The following is an 18,724-nucleotide window of genomic DNA, read 5'->3' on the forward strand; positions in this document are numbered from 1 at the left end:
CGCGGCGGTCGTCGGAAGGCTGGCCGCGGCGCTCCGGAGATGGCACGATCGGACGATGCGCGCTGACAGCCATGACCTGATCCGTGTCGTCGGTGCCCGCGAGCACAACCTGGCCGACGTGAGCGTGGAACTGCCCAAGCGGCGGCTGACGGTGTTCACCGGCGTCTCCGGCTCCGGCAAGAGTTCGCTGGTCTTCGCCACCATCGCCGCGGAGTCCCAGCGGCTGATCAACGAGACCTACTCGACGTTCGTGCAGGGGTTCATGCCGTCCCTGCCGCGCCCGGACGTGGACGTGCTCGACGGCCTGACCACCGCGATCGTCGTCGACCAGGAGCGGATGGGCGGCGACGTCCGCTCGACCGTCGGCACCGCGACCGACGCCTACGCGCTGCTCCGCGTCCTGTACAGCCGGATCGGGCGGCCCCACGTCGGCTCCGCGCAGGCGTTCTCCTTCAACGTCGCCTCGATCAGCGGGGCGGGCGCGGTCAGCGTCCAGCGGGGCGGGCGGACGGTGAAGGAGCGGCGCGACTTCGAGGTCGTCGGCGGCATGTGCCCGCGCTGCGAGGGGCGCGGCGAGGTGTCCGACTTCGACCTCACCGCGCTTTACGACGCGTCCCTCTCGATCCGGGAGGGTGCGCTGCTCGTCCCGGGCTACAGCGTGGACGGCTGGTACGGGCGGATCTTCACCAACTCCGGGTCGTTCGACCCCGACAAGCCGGTCCGCGACTTCACGAAGCGGGAGCTGGACGCGCTGCTGTACGCCGAGCCGAAGCGGATCAAGGTCGAGGGGATCAACGTCACCTACGAGGGCCTGATCCCGCGGATCACGAAGTCGATGCTCAGCAAGGACCCCGACTCGCTCCAGCCGCACATCCGCGCGTTCGTCGAGCGGGCGACCACGTTCGGGACGTGCCCCGAGTGCGGCGGCACCCGGCTCACCGAGCTCGCCCGCTCGGCGAAGGTTGCCGGGCTCAACATCGCGGAGGCCAGCGCGCTGCAGATCTCCGACCTCGCCGAATGGGCGCGGGGCATCGAGGACGCGTCCGTCGAACCGCTGCTGGAGAAGCTGCGCCACCACCTCGACGCGTTCACCGACATCGGCCTGGGTTACCTCTCGCTCGACCGGCCGGCCGGGACGCTGTCCGGCGGCGAGGCGCAGCGGACGAAGATGATCCGGCACCTCGGCTCGGCCCTCACCGACGTCACCTACGTGTTCGACGAGCCGACAGCGGGCCTGCACCCGCACGACGTCCAGCGGATGAACGGGCTGCTGCTCCAGCTGCGCGACGCCGGCAACACCGTCCTGGTGGTCGAGCACAAGCCGGCGGTGATCGAGATTGCCGACCACGTGGTCGACCTCGGGCCGGGGGCGGGCGCGGCGGGAGGGACGATCTGCTATGCCGGCGACGTGGCCGGGCTGCGGGCGTCCGGGACGATCACGGGCCGGCATCTGGACGACGCCGCGTCCCTGAAACCGTCCGCGCGGGTATGGCGGGAGGCGTTGGAAATCCGGGGCGCCCGCACGCACAACCTGCGCGACGTGGACGTCGACGTCCCGCTCGGTGTGCTGGTCGCGGTGACCGGGGTGGCGGGCTCGGGGAAGAGCTCGCTGATCGCGGGGTCGGTGTCGGGCCGCGAAGGGGTGGTGACGATCGACCAGGCGCCGATCCGGGGTTCGCGGCGGAGCAACCCGGCGACGTACACGGGGCTGCTGGAGCCGATCCGCAAGGCGTTCGCGAAGGCGAACGGCGTGAAGCCGGCGCTGTTCAGCTCGAACTCGGAGGGGGCGTGCCCGGCCTGCAACGGGGCGGGGGTGACGTACACCGACCTCGGCGTCATGGCCAGCGTCGCGGTCACCTGCGAGGTCTGCGAGGGCAGGCGATTCGATTCGTCCGTGCTGGCCTACAGTTTGGGCGGCCGCGACATCAGCGAGGTGCTGGCGATGTCCGCGTCCGACGCGCTCGGGTTCTTCGGCGAGGGAGAGGCGCGGACGCCGGCCGCGGTGGCGATCCTGGCCCGGCTCGTGGACGTGGGCCTTGGCTACCTCACGCTCGGCCAGCCGCTGACGACGCTGTCGGGCGGCGAGCGGCAGCGGATCAAGCTGGCCACGCACCTCGGCGAGAAGGGCGGGGTCTACGTCCTGGACGAGCCGACGGCCGGGCTGCACCTGGCCGACGTCGAGCAGTTGCTCGGCCTGCTCGACCGGCTGGTGGACGCGGGCAAGTCGGTGGTGGTCGTCGAGCACAACCTCGCGGTGATGGCCCACGCCGACTGGATCATCGACCTCGGCCCCGGCGCCGGCCACGACGGCGGCACGGTGGTCTTCACCGGTACGCCGGCCGAGCTCGTCGCGTCCCGCCAGACCCTGACCGGCCAGTACCTGGCCGCCCACGTCGGCGCCTGAGCGCCGGACAGGGCAGGGTACGCGGGGACGGTTCCTTCGTACCGGGTACGGGGGGACGGTTCCTTCGTGCCCGGCACGATGGGGACGGTTCCTGGCGTGCCGCCGACGCCGGCGCGTCCGGCCTAGGGTGGGCCCGTGACCACCCTGCTGCACCGGTTCAGCGTCAAGCCGCACCACCTCGACGCCTACCTGCCGGTGTGGGAGCAGGAGGTCGCGGTGCGGACGGACCACGGCTTCCAGATGCACCGTGCCTTCGTCGAGACGGACGCGGAGCCGAAGCTCACCTGGCTCTACTCGCACCCCGATCCCGCGGCCGGTGAGGCCGGCGTCCGCGCTGACCCGAGGGCGGCCGAGCTGGACGCCCGCAAGGCCGGGCACGTGTTCGGCAACGTGAAGGTGCGCCCCGTCCGGGTGGAGGTGCTGAACCCGCCCGGCGATCCGGGACGCACCGTGGTGATGCGCCGCTACTCGATCGTCGGGGAGTGGACGCGGTTCCTCGCGATCTGGCGCCGGGTGGTGTCCGTCCGCGAGAGGTACGGCTTCGACTGCCAGTTCGCCGTCGCCGACCAGCCGGAGAACATGTTCACCTGGGCCTTCGCCTTCGACGGGGAGTGGCCGGACTTCGCCGAGGCGCAGCGGCCGTACTACCACGACCCCGAGCGGGTCGCCCTGCGGGGTGTCTTCGACTTCATGGCCGACTACGACATCCACCCGGCCCGGGAACTCCCGCTCCCCGCGGGTCTGTCTGGCGCGTAATCGGGGACGGTTCTCCTTTCGCGCCGCGCCAAGGGTGGCGCGTAACAGGAACCGTCCCCGCGGACCCGGCACGAAAGAACCGTCCCCGCGTGCCGGGCACACGGGGACGGTTCTCGTGCCGGCATCTGCCGGCGGCGCGCGGACTGCTACGTGACCTTGTTGGACTTCTCCAGCTGACCGGCCAGGACGTCGATGTTCTTCGCCTGCTGCCCGTAGCTGAGGATCGACTGGCTGCGCTCGTAGATCTGGCCGGCGACCAGCGCGGGCGAGTCGGCGAAAGTGGCCTGCTTGAGCAGGTCGTCCTTCTGGAAGCCCTCGCTGGAGATCAGGATCACGTCGACGTTCTTGACCTTGCCGGCGTTCTCCCAGCTGTAGATGTCCCAGTAGTAGTCGCCGTCCGGGTTCGGGTCGAGGTAGTTCACGCCGAGGCTCGCGTAGAGCTGCGTCTCCGGCTCGTCCGCGGTCTTGACCAGGTAGACGCCGTCCGCGTCGGCGTACATCGCGGCCACGAGCAGGTTCTTCTCCTTGGCGACCTTGCTCAGGTTCGCCGCGGACGTCTCGTAGGCCTGCTTGTCGGCGTCCACCTTCGCCTGGTCTGCGCCGAGCGACAGCGCGAGCTTGGTGTTCGACTCGATCACGTCCAGGCCGGCGCCGCCGACCTTGATGGTCAGGATCGGGGCGATCGCCTCCAGCTTCTTCTGCTGCTCGAGGTCCTTCAGGCCGTAGAACGGCTCCTTGGGGTCGATCGTGCCCTCCCGGTCGGACGGGTACTGCGCGGTCACGATCAGGTCGGGCTGCAGGGCGGCCAGTGCCTCGAGGTCGATCTCGCCGTAGGTGTTGCCCAGGATGGTCACGTTGCTCATGTCGTACCCGGAGAACCGCGGGTCGCTGGCGACGTCCATGCGGCCGAAGACGCCGACCGGCTGCACGCCGTAGCTCATCAGCGACAGCGCCTGGTCGGCGAAGCCGACGATCCGGCTGGGGACGTGGTCGAGGCTGAAGGTGTGGCCCAGGTCGTCGGTGTACGTCCAGCCGGACGCGCTCGCCGAGCTGGCCGGAGCCGCCTCGGGAGTGGTGGAGCTGGCGCATCCGCCCAGGGCGAGCAGGAGGGCGACGGCGGGGACGAGAGCGACGCGGAGCGCGCGTTTCGTTGACGCGAGGAGAGGCATGAGATTTAGGTTAGCCTAACCTTAGCTAATTCGCATTTCAGCTTGTGGGGCGGACGCTGGTGGTCGCCGGCCCGCAGCGTCTGAGTCGTGTCGGCTGGTCGTCGCGGGGGTCCCGGCTTTCGCCGGGATGACGGGGTGGGGGGTGTCATCCCGGGCTTGACCCGGGATCTCGTCGTCTCTCAGCCGGCGGCCTCGACCAGGGTCAGCGACTCGGCGTCCTCGGGTTCGAGCGGGACGACCAGCGGCGTGCCGGAGCTCGGGTCGGGGATGACGTCGGCGGCCAGGCCGAACGCGGTCGACAGAACCTGCGGGGTGAGCACCGACCAGGGGTCGCCGTCGGCGAGGACGCCCCCGTCGTGCAGCACGACCAGGCGGTCGGAGTAGCGGGCGGCGAGGCTGAGGTCGTGCAGCACCATCACGATCGTGCTGCCCCGCTCGGCGTTGATCCGGCGGACGAGCCGCAGCACGTCGAGCTGGTGGGCGAGGTCGAGGAAGGTCGTCGGCTCGTCCAGCAGGATCGTCGGCGTCGCCTGCGCGAGGACGAGCGCGATCCACGCCCGCTGGAGCTGCCCACCGGACAGCGCGGCCACGTCCCGGTCGGCCACGTCGTCGACGCCGGTCGCGGCCATCGCCTCGGCGACCAGCTCCTGGTCCTCGTGGGTCCAGGGACGCAGCAGTCCCTGGTGCGGGTGACGTCCGCGCATCACGAGGTCGCGGACGGACGTGGCCGCGGGCGTGAGCGGCTTCTGCGGCAGCACGGCCAGCCGGCGGGCCACCTGGCGGGCGGAGAGGTGCCGGATCGGCGTCCCCTCCAGCCGGACGGTGCCGTGGCTCGGCGCGAGCAGGCGCCCGAACGCCTTCAGCAGGGTGGACTTGCCGCTGCCGTTCGCACCGATCAGGGTCGTGATCGACCCCTCCTCGATGGACAGGTCGAGGTCGGAGAAGACCGTCACCTGGTCGTAGCCGAGGGTGAGTCCCTCGGCCTGCAGGGCCATGGTCATGCCATCACTTCCTTGCGGTTGCGGCGGGTGAGGAGCCAGATCAGGTAGGGCGCGCCGATGATCGCGGTGAGGATGCCGACCGGCAGTTCGCCGGGGAACGCGGTGCGCGCAACGACGTCCGCCACGGCCACCAGCGTCGCGCCGACCAGGGCGGACGCCCACAGCGGCGGCCGGCCCGTCCCCGCGATCCGCCGGGCGACCTGCGGGGCGACGAACGCGACGAACTCGACCGGTCCGGCCGCGGACACGGCCATCGCGGTCAGCAGGACGGCGGCCGCGATCACCAGCAGCCGGTGCCGCTGCAGGGGCACGCCCAGGCTGGTGGAGAACTCGTCGCCGAGCTGGGTGATCCCCAGCGGCGCCGACTGGGCAAGGGCGATCGGCAGCACCACGACCAGCGCGACCACCATCGGCCACACGCTCGCCCACGACACCCCCGACAGGCTCCCGACCAGCCACTGGGTGGCCGCGGTCGCCTGGGTGATCTGGGCGCGGACGAGCAGGTAGCTGGTCAGGCCGCCGAGGCTGGCGGTGACGCCGATGCCGATCAGGATGATCCGGTAGCTGTCCACGCCGCCGCGCCAGGACAGGCCGTAGACGACCGCGGCGGCGACGAGGCCGCCGACCGTGGCCACGACCGGGATGCCGAAGCCGAGCAGCGACGAGCCGACCGAGTACCCGCCGCCGCCGATCACGATCGCGGTCACCGCGCCGGCGGACGCCCCGGACGTGACGCCGAGGATGTCGGGGGTGGCCAGCGGGTTGCGGGAGAACGTCTGGGTGAGCGCGCCGGCCAGGCCCAGGCACAGGCCGACAGCGACGCCGGCGGCCGCGCGCGGCAGCCGCAGCTCGAAGACGATGAACTGCTGCGGCTTCGTGCCCGCGCCGGCCAGCGTCCGCAGCACGTCGGTGACAGTCATGGTGGACGACCCGGCGGCGATCGCGATCACGAACGCGACCACGACGGCGAGCAGGCAGGCCAGCGTGGCGAGCAGGACGCGGAGCCGCCACGGTAGCCCCAGCGGCCCGATCCGCACCCCCGTCCGGGTGGGCTGCACCGTTTCCGACCGAACTCGGTCAGCAACGGTGCGCGGTGCGGGGGCGGTCACAGCGCCACCAGCTTCGCGCGGCGCACGATGGCGATGAACGCGACGCCACCGAGGGTGGCGAGCACGACGCCGACGGAGACCTCCGCCTGGCCGCCGATCAGGCGTCCGACCACGTCGCAGGCCAGCAGGGCGACGATCCCGACCAGCCCGGACGCGGGCAGCAGCCGGTAGTGGTTGCCGCCGACCAGCGCCCGGGCGACGTGCGGCGCGGTCAGGCCGATGAACCCGATCGGCCCGGCGAGCGCGACCGCTCCGGCGGACAGGAAGGTGATCGCGCCCAGCCCGACCAGCCGCGCGCGCCACAGGCTCTCGCCGAGGCCGCGGGCCATGTCAGTGCCGAGTGCGAGGTTGTTGAGGGAGCGGACGTTCCCCAGCGCACAGAGGAGCCCGAGGACGTAGAAGCCCAGCACCCAGCCGAGGCCGTCGAGCGTCCGGCCCGAGAGCGACCCGACCACCCAGATCCGGTAGGCCTCCAGGCTCTCCGGGTCGCGCAGGACCAGGAAGGAGGTCACCGCGCCCAGCAGCGCGGACACCGCCGTGCCCGCGATCGCGAGCGGGACGGGGCTGGCCAGGCCGCGTCCGAGCGCCGCGACGCCGAACACCACCACGCTGGCGACGACCGCTCCGGCCAGCGAGAGGCCCAGGGTGAGCAGCATCGAGTTCACCCCGAGGACGTAGACGCCCAGCACGACGGCGAGACTGGCGCCGGCAGAGACGCCGAACAGGCCGGGGTCGGCGAGCGGGTTGCCGGTCTGGCCCTGCATGACCGCCCCGGCGATGCCCAGCGCGCTCCCGACCAGCAGGCCCAGCAGCGTCCGCGGGACGCGTGAGCCCCACACGATCGACTGGGTGTCGGTGGACGGGTCGAGCAACCCCTGCAGGACGGTGGCCGGAGGGACGGGGTTGCTGCCGAGGAACAGGCTGGCGACGATGACGACCAGCACGCCGGCGAGCAGGAGGCTGAAGGCGGCGGCGGTTCCGCGTCCGTGCGCTGAGGGGTGCGTTCCTGCCCGGGCCGCGTGGTCGTCCGCGCGGGCGGCACGAGAGGAACCGTCCCCATCGTTCCCTGCGCCGGGCGCGGGGCGACGGAGCAGGGCGGACGGCATGGGAAGAGCGTAGTCCTATTAGGTAAGGTGAGCCTAACCTAAATGGATTCCGACCACTGAACGGACGGCTCGATGTCCCGCTACCCGCGCCTCATGCCCAGCGATCCGCGCCTGTTCCAGGCGTCCGTCGTCCACACCGAGACCGTCTCGCCGTCGTTCCAACGCGTCACGATCGCCGGCCCAGAGCTGGCGGAGTTCGAGTGGCTGGGACGCGACCACTGGTTCCGGCTGTTCCTGCCGCCGGAGCCGGGTGCGGCGCTGCGGCTGCCGAGCGTGAAGGGGCGGGCGTGGTACCGGTCGTACCTGCTGATCCCCGCGGCGGAGCGTCCGCACTGCAGCAACTACACGGTCGCGGCGTTCCGGCCGGCGGCCGACGGTGGCGAGCTCGACATCGACGTCGTCCTGCACTGGCACGACGGCGAGCTCGGTGGCGCGGTCGCGAAGTGGGCGGTCGGTGCGCAGGTGGGCAGCCCGGTCGGCTTCCTCGACCAGGGCGTGATCTTCGACCCGCCCGAGGACGCCGCAGAGATCTACGTCGCCTGTGACGAGACCGGCCTGCCGGCCGTGCGCGGCATCCTGCGCGACCTGCCCGCGGACGCGGTCGGGCGGGCGTTCCTCGAGGTGCCGTCGGAGGAGGACGCGGGCGCGATCGCCGCGCCCGACGGCGTCCGCGTGGAGTGGCTGGTGCGCAACGGCAGCGGCCGGCCCGCCGGTCAGTTCGCCCTGGCCGAGCTCCAGCAGGTCGCGCCGCGTCCGGACGCGTACGCGTTCGTCGTCGGGGAGTCCTCACTGGCCACCGGTGGCCGCAAGGCGCTGAAGAAGGCCGGCCTGGCCGCGTCCCGGATCAGCTTCACCGGCTACTGGAAGGCCTGACCGCCCGTCGAGGGCGTCACTCGTCCTCCGTCGGGAGCAGGTGGACGGTGCTGGCGGGGGCGCTGAGGAACGAGAAGGCGTGCTCCTCGATGGCCTGGTCCTCCGCGGTCAGCCGCGCCTGGTGCTGGTGCACGTGCTCGGCCCACGACGGCACCGTGAACACCTCCAGGTAGGTGTCCGGACGCTCGCCCGCGCGGTAGAGGTCCCAGCGGGACGCGCCGCTGCGCAGCCGTGAGCGGCGCATCGCGTCCATCGCGTCCCGCCAGCCGGCGTATTTCTCGGGGGCGACCAGGTAGGTGACCTGTACCTGGACGGGGCCGGCGTCCGGCTCGGGGTCGAACAGGAGTTGCGCCTCGCCCCAGTAGGCCAGCGGCGCCCGGTCGAGGCCCTCGCTCTCCGGGAAGTGCCAGGCGAACCCCGCGATCCCGCCGGCAGCGACCAGCCCGGCTGCCACCCAGACCGCGGCGGCGAGGCTCACGTGCTGGGCGACCAGGCCCCACACCGGGGAAGCGAGCGCCTGCGCGCCGGTGAACGTCATCATGTAGACGGCGACGGCGCGGGCGCGCACCCACCCGGGGAGGAACAGCTGCAGGTCGGCGTTCAGTGTGGCGGCGGTCGCCGTCCACGCGTAGCCGAGCACGACCAGCAGCGGCATCGCCGCCCACAGCCCGGGCACCACCATGGTGAGGGCGAAGGCCGCGCCGAAGACGATCCCCATCACGGCCAGCATGGTGTTGGCGGACAGGTGGCGGCCGAGGCGCCCGACCGTGAACGCCCCGGTGATCGCCCCGACGCCGAGGGCGCCGAACAGGAGGCCGTAGCCGTCTGCGCCGAGGCCGAGCTGCCGGTTCGCGATCAGCGGCAGCAGCGTCCACATGGCCGTGGCCGGGGCCACGAAGAGCGCCAGGCGGAACAGGATTCGGCGGACGTGCGGCTCGTGACGGACGTAGCGTCCGCCGGTGCGCAGGGCGGGCAGGAAGCGTTCGCGCGACGAGGTCGTCGCCGGACGCCGCGGCGCCTTCCGTCCGACGAGGGCGACGATCAGGAACAGCGTGAGCGCGGCGTTGATGGCGAACACCGGTGGGACGCCCCACGCCGCGATCACCAGGCCGGCGATCGCCGGCCCGATCGCGCGGGCGACGTTCACGCTGACCATGTCGAGGCGGATGGCCGCGGCAAGGTGGGTGCGCGGCACCAGCTCGGTGATCAGCGGCTGCCAGGCTGGACACCATCACCGCGTTCCCCACCCCGATGGCGAACGTGAAGGCGAGCAGCAGCAGCGGCGGCATCTTGCCGAGCGCCGTCAGCGCGGCCAGCAGCCCGGCCACGACGAGGAAGTACACCTGCACCCACAGCAGCATCCGGCGGCGGTCGAAGGCGTCCGACAGGACGCCCGCGGCGAGCGAGAACAGCACCATCGGCAGGGTCGCGGCGGTCTGGACGAGCGACACGATGGTGGCGGCGTTCGGGTCGTTGATGAACAGCCACTGTGCGCCGACGGTCTGCGCCCACGCGCCGATGCTGCTCAGCACCACGCCCACCCACAGCACGCCGAACGTCCGGTTCTCGAACGGCGCGAGCGCACCGACCCGTTCGGGTGCCGCGTCCTCACTCATGCGCACATCCTGCCCGCTCCGCCGTGCGCCCGCACGGACCGGGACCGTCAGAAGGAGCGCGGGATGTGCGGGGCGTAGTGCTCCTCCAGCGCGGCGACCTCGGCCTCGGTCAGGTGGACGTCGAGGGCCGCGGCGGCGTCGGTGAGGTGTGCCAGCTTCGTCGGGCCGACGATCGGCGCGCTGACCACCGGCTTCGACAGCACCCACGCCAGCGCGACCTGCGCCATCGGGATGCCGCGGTCCTCGGCGATCTTCGCCACGGCGTCCACGATCGGCGCGTCGGCGTCCTGGTCGTAGCGGCGGCCGACCGGGTCGGCGTCCATCCGCGCCGTCCGCTCACCCCAGGGGCGGCAGACGCGTCCCTTGGCCAGCGGCGAGAACGGGATCGAGCCCACTCCCTGGTCGGCGAGCAGGCCGAACATCTCCCGCTCCTCCTCGCGCATGATCAGGTTGTACTCGTCCTGCATCGAGACGAACCGCGTCCAGCCGTGCACCGTGGCCGTGTACTGCATCTTGGAGAACTGCCACGCCCACATCGCGGACGCGCCGAGGTAGCGGGCCTTCCCGGCCTTGACCACGTCGTGGAGCGCCTCCATGGTCTCCTCGACCGGGGTGTTCGGGTCGAACCGGTGGATCTGGTAGAGGTCGACGTAGTCGGTGCCCAGCCGCCTCAGGGACGCGTCGATGTTCTCCATGATCGCCTTGCGGCTCAGCCCCTGGCCGCCCGGGCCGTCGTGCATCCTGAAGTGCACCTTGGTGGCGAGCACGACGTCCTCGCGCCGGGAGTAGGTCGTGATGGCGCGGCCGACGATCTCCTCGGAGCTGCCGAGGTTGTAGACGTTCGCGGTGTCCCAGAACGTGATGCCGAGCTCGACGGCCTTCGCGAAGAACGGCTGCGCGTCCGCCTCGTTCAGCGACCACGTGTTGAAGCCGGACGACGTGTCGCCGAAGCTCATGCAGCCGAGCGCGATCCGGCTGACCTTGAGCCCGGACGAGCCGAGCCGGGTGTACTCCATCGCTCACGCCTCCTGCGCCGCGGCCGCGGCGGTTGCGTAGTCGTCGTCGCTGACGTGTTCCTGCCACGTCACCGCGTCCCTGGCCTCGGCCAGTTCGACCACGCCGCTCATCGCGAGGTGGCTCATCAGGTGGTCGGGGAGGGCGCCGTGCCAGTGCCGGACGTCCGGCGGCGTCCACACCGTCGACCCGGGACGCAGCAGGATCACCGCGTCTGCCGTGACGACCAGCCCGAGACCCTCGGTGCAGTGCAGCACCTGGCCCGCGGCGTGCGAGTGCCACGCGGTGTGCGCTCCCGGGGTGAAGTGGACGCGGCCGACGCTGAAGCCCTGCTCACCGCCGGGCACCACCATGTCGACGTACACGTCGCCGGTGAAGCGCTCCGCCGGTCCCTTGCCGGTCGGGGCGTCGGGGAATTGCTGCATGTCTCGTTCCTTCGTTGTGGTGGAGCTGGGTTCGTCCCTCACCCGTGGGCCCGGCTCGACGGGTTCGTCTCCTGCGTGGCGTCCCCGGACGCGGCGGGTGTCGCGGCCCAGCTGGCGAGCAGCGCGAGGCGCTCGGCCGTCTCCGAGTTCGGCTCGGCGACGTAGGCGTTCAGCCGGAGGTTGGGTTCGGCCGGCAGCGCCATCGACTCGTAGCGCAGGTCGAGGAGTCCGACCACCGGGTGGTTGATCCGCTTGGTCCCCGCGCGGTGCTGGCGCACGTTGTGCTCGGCCCACAACCGGGCGAACAGGCGGCTGCGGGTGCTCAGCTCGCCGACGAGCGCGCTGATCCCCTGGTCGTAGGGGAACTCCGCGGCCAGCATGCGCAGCGTCGCCGCCGAGTCGGCGGCCACCCGCTCCCACTCGACGAAGAACTCCGTCGCGGCGGGCTCGAGGAACGTGAACCGGATCATGTTCGGGCGCTGCATGGCGAACACCGGCGCGAACACCGCCCGGCCCATCGCGTTGGCTGCGAGCACGTCCATCCGGTTGTCGCGGACGTAGACGGGCGAGTCGGTCATCGCGTCCACGAGCCACTGCACCTCCGTCCGCACCCCCGGCCGGGAGCCGGACGAGCGGCCCGGCCGGGTGGACGCGACCCTGGCCAGGTCGAACAGGTGCGCGCGTTCGGCGTCGTCGAGCTGGAGGGCGCGGGCCACGGCGTCCAGCACCGCGTCCGACACCCCGGCGAGGTTCCCGCGCTCGAGCCGCACGTAGTAGTCGATGCTCACCCCGGCCAGGAGCGCGACCTCCTCGCGCCGCAGCCCGGCCACCCGGCGGTTCGTCCCCGCGAACGGCAGCCCGGCCTGCTGGGGGGTGAGCCGGGCGCGCCTCGTGACGAGGAACTCCCGGACCTCCTGCCTGATCTCCATGGCCGCCGCCCGCTCAGGGACGCAGCAGCGACTTGATGGCGCGGCGCTCGTCCATGGCGGCGTACGCCTCGGCGACCTCGGCCAGCGGCAGCTCCAGGTCGAAGACGAGCCCGGGGTTGATCGTCCGGTTCCAGACCAGCTCCATCAGGTGGGGCAGGTAGGCGCGGCAGTGGGCGGGGCCGCCCTTGATGCCGACGTTGCGCCAGAACAGCTCGTTGACGGGCAGGTCGCCGTGCGGCACGCCCACGAGCCCGATGTTCCCCCCGTCACGGACGGCCCCGACGGCCTGGAGCCGGGCGCCCTCGGTGCCCACGCACTCCAGCACGCAGTCGGCGCCGATGCCGTCGGTGAGCTCCTTCACCCTCGCGATGCCCGCGTCGTCCCGCTCCTCGACGATGTGGGTCGCGCCGAAGCTGCGGGCCACCTGCTGGCGGGCCTCATGCCGGCTCATCGCGATCACCGTGTCGGCGCCGAGCTGGACGGCCGCCAGCACCCCGCACAGCCCGACCGCCCCGTCGCCGACCACGGCGACGCTCTTGCCGGGGCCGACACCCGCGCTGACGGCGGCGTGCCAGCCGGTGCACATCACGTCCGAGAGGGCCAGCAGGCTCGGGACCAGGTCGTCGGCCGGCGGCGCGGGCGTCGCGACGAGCGTGCCGTCGGCCCACGGGATCCGGATCTGCTGCGCCTGCGCGCCGTCGTAGTGGGAGCCGTGCTGGCAGTTCGCCGTGGCGCCCTTGCGGCACACCGGGCAGGTGTTGTCGGACGGGTTGAACCCGCCCACGACGAAGTCGCCCGGCTTCACGGTCGTGACGTCCGCACCGACCTCGGTGACGACGCCGCAGAACTCGTGGCCGATCGGGGTGGGCTGGGCGACCGGCGCGATCCCGCGGTAGCGCCACAGGTCGGAGCCGCACACGCATGCGGCCACGGTGCGGACGACGGCGTCCGTCGGTTCGAGGATGGTGGGGTCGGGACGCTCCTCGTAGCGGACGTCCCCTGGGGCATGGATCACGGCTCCGAACATGGCACCAGCCCACCACAGGTTGGCCCGTGATGGGAGGCCCTGCGAACACCCCTCTCCGCAGGGGTCGTCCGAGAGGTGCGGGTCAGGACGCGAGGCGGCCGCCGGTCGCGGCCGCGAGGGACTCGGTGTGGCCGGCGGCCACCTGCAGCGAGAGGACGGTCCGGGCGGTGATGGTGCGTTCGAGCGAGCACCCGGGCTCGAGGACGAGCCCGCACCCCGCGCCGACGGCCAGCCGGAGCAGCGCCGCGCCGGTCAGCTCGCTGTGCCGCAGGGGCGGCCGGTCCTCGCCGCGCGTGAGGGGCAGCCGCGGGGTGGTGTAGGCGAGCAGCCGGCCCTGGTCGTCCTGGACCGGGACGGGGTCGCCGGCGGCGTCGGCCTCGGGGGAGCCGGAGCAGAGCAGGTAGAGGGTGGCCGGGCCCATCGCCGCACCGAGCTGGTAGAGGCTGCGGGGCGTCCACCCCACGGTCACGATCACGCGGAGTGCTGCCCGAACGGTCGTGATGGTCGTCACCGACGTCTCCTCTGAGGTCGATCTGCCCTGATCGACGCGCGTCGACAAATCGCGTCGACAGAATGGTGTCACACGCGCGCGGCGACCACAAGGGTGGGAGCAGGTCTCCTCAGCGAAGGGTGCGGACGCTGCCGCGCTCGATGATCGGCGCATCGAGCAGGACCGCCGTGCCGGGCAGCGGATGGTCCTCCACCATGGCGACGAGCATCCGGACCGCCGCGTCGGTGAGGGCGGACACCGGCGGCGTGATCGTGGTCAGCGGGGGGTCGAGTTCCGCCGCGTCCTCACCCATGCCGATGGAGACCAACGAGAGGTCGCCGGGGATCGAGCGTCCGTCCAGCTGGGCGGCATGGACCAGCCCGATGGTCGCCGGCTCGTTGAAGACGACGGCCGCAGTGGTGGGAGCACCGGACGCGACCAGCGCGCGATAGGCGGCGCGACCGGTGGCGTGCGAGCGGGGGCCGGTGAAGGTGGTCAGGGTGATCCCGAACCGGCGCGCGGTGGCCTCCAGTTCGTCCGCCGTGCGGACCATCGGGCCGTGGCCCTGGGCGACGCGGTCCTCGGCGACGAACAGGACGTCACGGTGGCCCCGATCGACCAGGTACTCCAGCGCCGTCCGCGCCGCCGCGCCGAAGTCGGTGTCCACGTAGGCGAGGCCGGACGGGTCCGCGGTGCGCCCCAGCAGGACGAAGCGGACGCCACGCTCGGTGAACAGGGCCACGCGGGGGTCGTCCCACTCGACCTCCATCACGATCACCCCGTCGACCAGTTGCTGGGCGACCAGGGCGCTCAACGTGCTGAGGTCGTGGGCGGCGTTGGGCCACAGCAGCAGGTGGAAGCCCAACTCGTGCGCCGCGGTGGTGGCGGTCTCGAAGTAGCGCACCTCCATCGGCGTCCAGCCGGCGTCCTTCAGGGGGTAGTTCAGGGCGAGGATCCCCTTGCGGGAGCCGGCCAGCCCCTGCGCGAACGCGTTCGGGGTGTAGTCGAGCTCGCGCATCGCGGCGAAGACCCGGTCCCTGGTCTCCTCGGAGATCCGGCGTCGGCCGCTGATCGCGTAGGAGACCGTGCTGGAGGAGACGCCCGCTAGGCGGGCCACGTCATCGCGGGTCGCCATCGCCGTCACCTCCGATCGGCTGCAGCCTAGCCGTGGTGCCCTGCGGATCTGCGCTCTCGATGCCGGATTCGGCGCCCGCGGACCGCGCCGGAGGATCGACGGTGCAGATCCGCAGGCCGGCGCGTCCCGCGCGGCACGATAGGAACCGTCCCCAACGATCCTCCGGCACGATGGGGACGGTTCCTATCGTGCCGCGGTCAGGCGCCGCGGTCGATCAGGCGGCTGAGCACGATCGCCGAGCGGGTGTGGTCGACCATCGCGGTGTGGCGGACACGTTCCAGCGCGCGCTCCAGCGACGGCATGTCGGCGGAGCGGATGTGCGCGAGCGCGTCCGCCTCGCCGGTGACCGTCACGGCGCCGACGACCTCGGGGACGGCGGTCAGCATGCGGCGCAGGTTGTCGGGGGTGACGTTGCCGCGGCAGAACAGCTCGACGTACGCCTCGGTCGAGCGGCCCTCCGCCGCGGGGTCGAGCAGGATCGTGAACCCGCGGATCGTGCCGTCCTCGACGAGCTTGTCGATGCGACGTTTCACCGCGGACGCGGACAGGCCGACCTCGGCGCCGATGTCCCCGTACGGTGCGCGGGCGTTCGCCTTGAGGGACTCGATGATGGCGCGGTCGACCTGGTCCATGGGGGCACGCTAGCGCAACAGATCGCCGCTGGACCCCGTCATTGCGCAAGGATCGTGCGCGGGATCGAGGGCATTCGTACCGGAACCGTTGTGATCATGGGGTCATGACGCTGATCGATGAGCCGATGGTGGACGCGCGCGCCGGGGCGCGTCCCCGGCTGGGCAGGGCCCGTCGGGTGCTGATGTGCCGTCCGGAGCACTTCACGGTGAGCTACCGGATCAACCCCTGGATGCATCCCGCGGTGCCCACCGACACCGCGCTCGCGCTGCGCCAGTGGCAGGAGCTGTACGACACCTACCTGCGGCTGGGGATCACGGTCGAGTTGATCGACCCGCTGCCGGGGCTGCCCGACATGGTGTACGCGGCCAACGGCGGGTTCGTCATCGACGGGACGGCCTACTCGGCCCGGTTCCGGTTCGAGGAGCGGGCTCCCGAGGGCCCCGCCTACGCGGCGTGGTTCGAGCAGCGCGGCCTGCGGGTCGCCCACGCGCGGCACGTGAACGAGGGGGAGGGCGACTTCCTGCCGGTCGGGGAGACGATCTTCGCCGGCACCGGGTTCCGCAGCGCCCCGTCCAGCCACCGCGAACTGTCCCGGGTCTTCGACCGGGAGGTCGTGCCGCTGCGCCTCGTCGACCCGAGCTACTACCACCTCGACACCGCGTTCGCCGTGCTCGACTCCGACGGCGGGCCGGCGTCCGTCGCGTACCTGCCGGACGCGTTCGACCAGGCCAGCCGGCGCGAACTGGAGCGCCGGTTCCCCGACGCCGTGCTCGCGACCAGGGCGGACGCGGCCGTCCTCGGCCTGAACTGCTTCAGCGACGGACGCAACGTCGTGATCGCGAGCAGGGCGACGACCTTCGGGCGCGACCTCGCCGACCGCGGCTACGTGCCGCACGGCGTCGACCTGTCCGAGCTCCTGCGCGGGGGCGGCGGCGTGAAGTGCTGCACGCTCGAACTGCGCCTGTGATCGCGATTCGTCGCTCGGCGCTCTGATCCACCGGGAGGGGTGCCCCGCTCCGTCCGGCCCAGGGGTGCCGGACGGAGCGTGCGGGCAGGACGCAACGGTCCTCCCGGTGCGAGGATCGGGGCATGGCATTCGATCCGTCCGTCCTGCTGCCCGACGACCTGCTCGCCCGCTTCCGTGAGCGGGCGGCCATGCACGACAGGGAGAACACCTTCCCCGACGACGACCTGGCCGAGCTGAAGGCGTCCGGCTACCTGGCGATCCTCGTGCCGCGAGAGCTCGGCGGTGCGGGGCTCGGGCTGGCCGAGGCGTCGGTCCTGCAGCAGCGGCTCGCGTCCGCCGCTCCGGCCACGGCGCTGGCCGTGAACATGCACCTGGTCTGGACGGGCGTGGCGAAGGTGCTCGGCGACCGGGGCGTCGACGGGCTGCGGTTCGTCCAGGAGGGGGCCGTGGCGGGGGAGGTGTTCGCGTTCGGGATCAGCGAGGCCGGCAACGACCTCGTCCTGTTCGGCAGCGACACCGTCGCCGAGCCGCTGGCGGACGGCGGGTACGCCTTCACCGGCACGAAGATCTTCACCTCGCTGGCGCCCGTGTGGACGCAACTGGGCCTGCACGGGCTGGACACCACCAGCCCCGACGGGCCGAAGCTGGTCTACGCCTTCGTGCCGCGGACGGACGCGGTGGTCACGCGCGACGACTGGGACACCCTCGGCATGAGGGGCACGCAGTCCCGCACGACCGAGCTGCACGGAGCGGTCGCGCCCGCCGACCGGGTGGTGCGCAGGGTCGACCCGGGCCCCAACCCCGACCCGATCGTGTTCGGCATCTTCAGCACGTTCGAGCTGCTCCTGGCCTCGGTGTACACCGGCATCGCGCGGCGGGCGCTCGACGTCGCCGTCGAGACGGTCGGGCGCCGGCGCTCGAAGAAGTCGGGCAGGGCGTACGGCCAGGACCCCGACATCCGCTGGCGGGTCGCCGACATGGCCCTGGCGTACGACGCGTTGCCGCCGCAGGTCGAGGGCCTGTGCAGGGACGTGGACGCGCTCGTCGACCACGGTCCCCGGTGGTTCTCGCTGCTCTCCGGCGTCAAGCACCGTGCGGTGACGACGGCGAAGGCGGTCGTGGACGACGCGGTGCTGGTCTGCGGTGGCTCGGCCTACTTCGCGTCCGCCGAACTCAGCCGGCTGTACCGCGACGTCCTCGCCGGCCTGTTCCACCCGTCCGACCCCGAGTCCGCGCACGCGACGGTCGCGTCCGCCTGGCTGGGCCCGCTGGAGCCCTGATCCCGATTACGCGCCGGTGAGGTCGAGGCCGACGACGGCACCGATCACGGTGAGGGCGGGCGGCTCGACACCGGCGGACGCGGCCAGGTCCGGCAGCGTCCCGACCGTGCCGCGGAGCACGCGCTGCTCGGGGCTCGCCGCGTGCGCGACGATCGCGGCGGGGGTGTCGGCCGCCATCCCGCGCGCGACCAGGCCCGTGCAGATCTCGGTCAGGTACTTCACGCCCATCAGGATCACGATCGTGCCCGAACTGGTCGCCAGCGCGTCCCAGTTCACCGTGGAGCCGGGGTGGTCGGGGCCGACGTGGCCCGACACCACAGAGAAGTTCTGGGTGAGCCCGCGGTGGGTGAGCGGGATGCCGGCCAGCGCGGGGCCCGCGATCGCCGACGACACCCCGGGGATCACGCGGACGGGGATGCCCGCCTCCGCGCACGCCTGCCACTCCTCCGACCCGCGCCCCAGCACGAACGGGTCGCCGCCCTTGAACCGGACCACCAGCGCGCCGGTCCGCGCGTGCTCGACGAGCAGCGCGTTGATGTCGGCCTGCGGGGTGTGGTGGCCGCGCGGGATCTTGCCCACGTCGACGAGCGTCGCGCCCGGCTTCGTCTCCGCCAGGCACGCGAGCGGGGCGAGGTGGTCATAGAGGACGACGTCGGCGGCCCGCAGCGCCTTCAGCCCTCCGACCGTCAGCAGGTCGGGGTCCCCGGGCCCGCCGCCGACCAGGACGACCTCGCCGACACCCATTCCACGTCTCCTTCGTCACTCGTGCCGCCGCGCCGCGACAGCCCGT

General features: G+C 72.3%; 18 protein-coding genes and 1 pseudogene. 5 read left to right on the forward strand and 14 right to left on the reverse strand.

The window, feature by feature from the left end; translation table 11 throughout:
• Positions 1–55: 55 nt before the first annotated feature.
• Positions 56–2,404 carry an ATP-binding cassette domain-containing protein gene (locus QM779_RS15855; RefSeq protein ID WP_428537114.1) on the forward strand — a complete coding sequence of 783 codons (2,349 nt, stop codon included), beginning with the start codon at positions 56–58 and terminating at the stop codon, positions 2,402–2,404.
• A gap of 135 nt (positions 2,405–2,539) precedes the next feature.
• Positions 2,540–3,160 carry a hypothetical protein gene (locus tag QM779_RS15860; RefSeq protein WP_428537117.1) on the forward strand — a complete coding sequence of 207 codons (621 nt, stop codon included), beginning with the start codon at positions 2,540–2,542 and terminating at the stop codon, positions 3,158–3,160.
• Positions 3,161–3,306: 146 nt separating this feature from the next.
• Here QM779_RS15860 and QM779_RS15865 read toward each other — a convergent pair whose 3' ends face one another.
• From QM779_RS15865 to QM779_RS15880, 4 genes are all read right to left on the reverse strand, one after another.
• On the reverse strand, positions 3,307–4,329 hold the full coding sequence (locus QM779_RS15865) for an ABC transporter substrate-binding protein (RefSeq protein ID WP_428537120.1): 1,023 nt from the start codon (positions 4,327–4,329) through the stop codon (positions 3,307–3,309).
• A gap of 179 nt (positions 4,330–4,508) precedes the next feature.
• Entirely contained in the window at positions 4,509–5,330 is an 822-nt protein-coding gene (locus tag QM779_RS15870) for an ABC transporter ATP-binding protein (RefSeq protein WP_428537123.1), read from the reverse strand.
• Positions 5,327–6,388 (reverse strand): FecCD family ABC transporter permease, encoded by a 1,062-nt coding sequence (locus QM779_RS15875; protein ID WP_428537126.1) that lies wholly within the window; start codon positions 6,386–6,388, stop codon positions 5,327–5,329. The genes QM779_RS15870 and QM779_RS15875 overlap by 4 nt, the downstream gene beginning before the upstream one ends.
• A 47-nt stretch (positions 6,389–6,435) precedes the next feature.
• Positions 6,436–7,545 (reverse strand): FecCD family ABC transporter permease, encoded by a 1,110-nt coding sequence (locus QM779_RS15880; RefSeq protein WP_428537129.1) that lies wholly within the window; start codon positions 7,543–7,545, stop codon positions 6,436–6,438.
• Positions 7,546–7,638: 93 nt separating this feature from the next.
• Between QM779_RS15880 and QM779_RS15885 the strand changes: the two genes are divergently transcribed.
• The gene (locus tag QM779_RS15885; protein ID WP_428537132.1) at positions 7,639–8,418 is read left to right on the forward strand and encodes a siderophore-interacting protein; all 780 of its coding nucleotides are present in this window, start codon (positions 7,639–7,641) and stop codon (positions 8,416–8,418) included.
• 16 nt (positions 8,419–8,434) lie between these two features.
• Here QM779_RS15885 and QM779_RS15890 read toward each other — a convergent pair whose 3' ends face one another.
• The 9 genes and pseudogenes from QM779_RS15890 to QM779_RS15930 all read right to left on the reverse strand — a co-directional run bounded on the left by QM779_RS15890 (position 8,435) and on the right by QM779_RS15930 (position 15,686).
• A complete protein-coding gene (locus QM779_RS15890; protein WP_428537135.1) occupies positions 8,435–9,613 on the reverse strand; it encodes an MFS transporter in 1,179 nt (392 codons plus the stop codon).
• A gap of 76 nt (positions 9,614–9,689) precedes the next feature.
• Positions 9,690–10,034: pseudogene (locus QM779_RS15895) on the reverse strand (MFS transporter); the annotation flags it as partial.
• A gap of 47 nt (positions 10,035–10,081) precedes the next feature.
• On the reverse strand, positions 10,082–11,050 hold the full coding sequence (locus QM779_RS15900; protein WP_428537138.1) for an aldo/keto reductase: 969 nt from the start codon (positions 11,048–11,050) through the stop codon (positions 10,082–10,084).
• A gap of 3 nt (positions 11,051–11,053) precedes the next feature.
• Positions 11,054–11,473: a cupin domain-containing protein gene (locus QM779_RS15905; RefSeq protein ID WP_428537141.1), complete on the reverse strand. Its 420-nt coding sequence runs from the start codon at positions 11,471–11,473 to the stop codon at positions 11,054–11,056.
• Between the two features lie 38 nt (positions 11,474–11,511).
• Entirely contained in the window at positions 11,512–12,402 is an 891-nt protein-coding gene (locus tag QM779_RS15910; RefSeq protein WP_428537144.1) for a helix-turn-helix transcriptional regulator, read from the reverse strand.
• A 13-nt stretch (positions 12,403–12,415) separates the two neighbouring features.
• Entirely contained in the window at positions 12,416–13,429 is a 1,014-nt protein-coding gene (locus QM779_RS15915; RefSeq protein WP_428537147.1) for a zinc-dependent alcohol dehydrogenase family protein, read from the reverse strand.
• Between the two features lie 82 nt (positions 13,430–13,511).
• Positions 13,512–13,940 carry a hypothetical protein gene (locus QM779_RS15920; RefSeq protein WP_428537150.1) on the reverse strand — a complete coding sequence of 143 codons (429 nt, stop codon included), beginning with the start codon at positions 13,938–13,940 and terminating at the stop codon, positions 13,512–13,514.
• A gap of 109 nt (positions 13,941–14,049) precedes the next feature.
• Positions 14,050–15,054 (reverse strand): LacI family DNA-binding transcriptional regulator, encoded by a 1,005-nt coding sequence (locus QM779_RS15925; RefSeq protein ID WP_428537153.1) that lies wholly within the window; start codon positions 15,052–15,054, stop codon positions 14,050–14,052.
• 197 nt (positions 15,055–15,251) lie between these two features.
• The gene (locus tag QM779_RS15930; RefSeq protein WP_428537156.1) at positions 15,252–15,686 is read right to left on the reverse strand and encodes an Lrp/AsnC family transcriptional regulator; all 435 of its coding nucleotides are present in this window, start codon (positions 15,684–15,686) and stop codon (positions 15,252–15,254) included.
• Between the two features lie 104 nt (positions 15,687–15,790).
• Here QM779_RS15930 and ddaH point away from each other — a divergent pair, with 104 nt between their 5' ends.
• Complete coding sequence (gene ddaH, locus QM779_RS15935) at positions 15,791–16,654, forward strand: dimethylargininase (RefSeq protein WP_428537159.1); 864 nt, start codon at positions 15,791–15,793, stop codon at positions 16,652–16,654.
• A gap of 122 nt (positions 16,655–16,776) precedes the next feature.
• Positions 16,777–17,934: an acyl-CoA dehydrogenase family protein gene (locus QM779_RS15940; RefSeq protein ID WP_428537162.1), complete on the forward strand. Its 1,158-nt coding sequence runs from the start codon at positions 16,777–16,779 to the stop codon at positions 17,932–17,934.
• 6 nt (positions 17,935–17,940) lie between these two features.
• Here the strand turns inward: QM779_RS15940 and cobA are convergent, their stop codons facing one another.
• On the reverse strand, positions 17,941–18,678 hold the full coding sequence (cobA, locus tag QM779_RS15945; RefSeq protein WP_428537165.1) for a uroporphyrinogen-III C-methyltransferase: 738 nt from the start codon (positions 18,676–18,678) through the stop codon (positions 17,941–17,943).
• Positions 18,679–18,724 lie beyond the last annotated feature (46 nt).

This window comes from Propionicimonas sp. (genome assembly GCF_049840635.1).
Taxonomy (GTDB): Bacteria; Actinomycetota; Actinomycetes; order Propionibacteriales; family Propionibacteriaceae; genus Propionicimonas.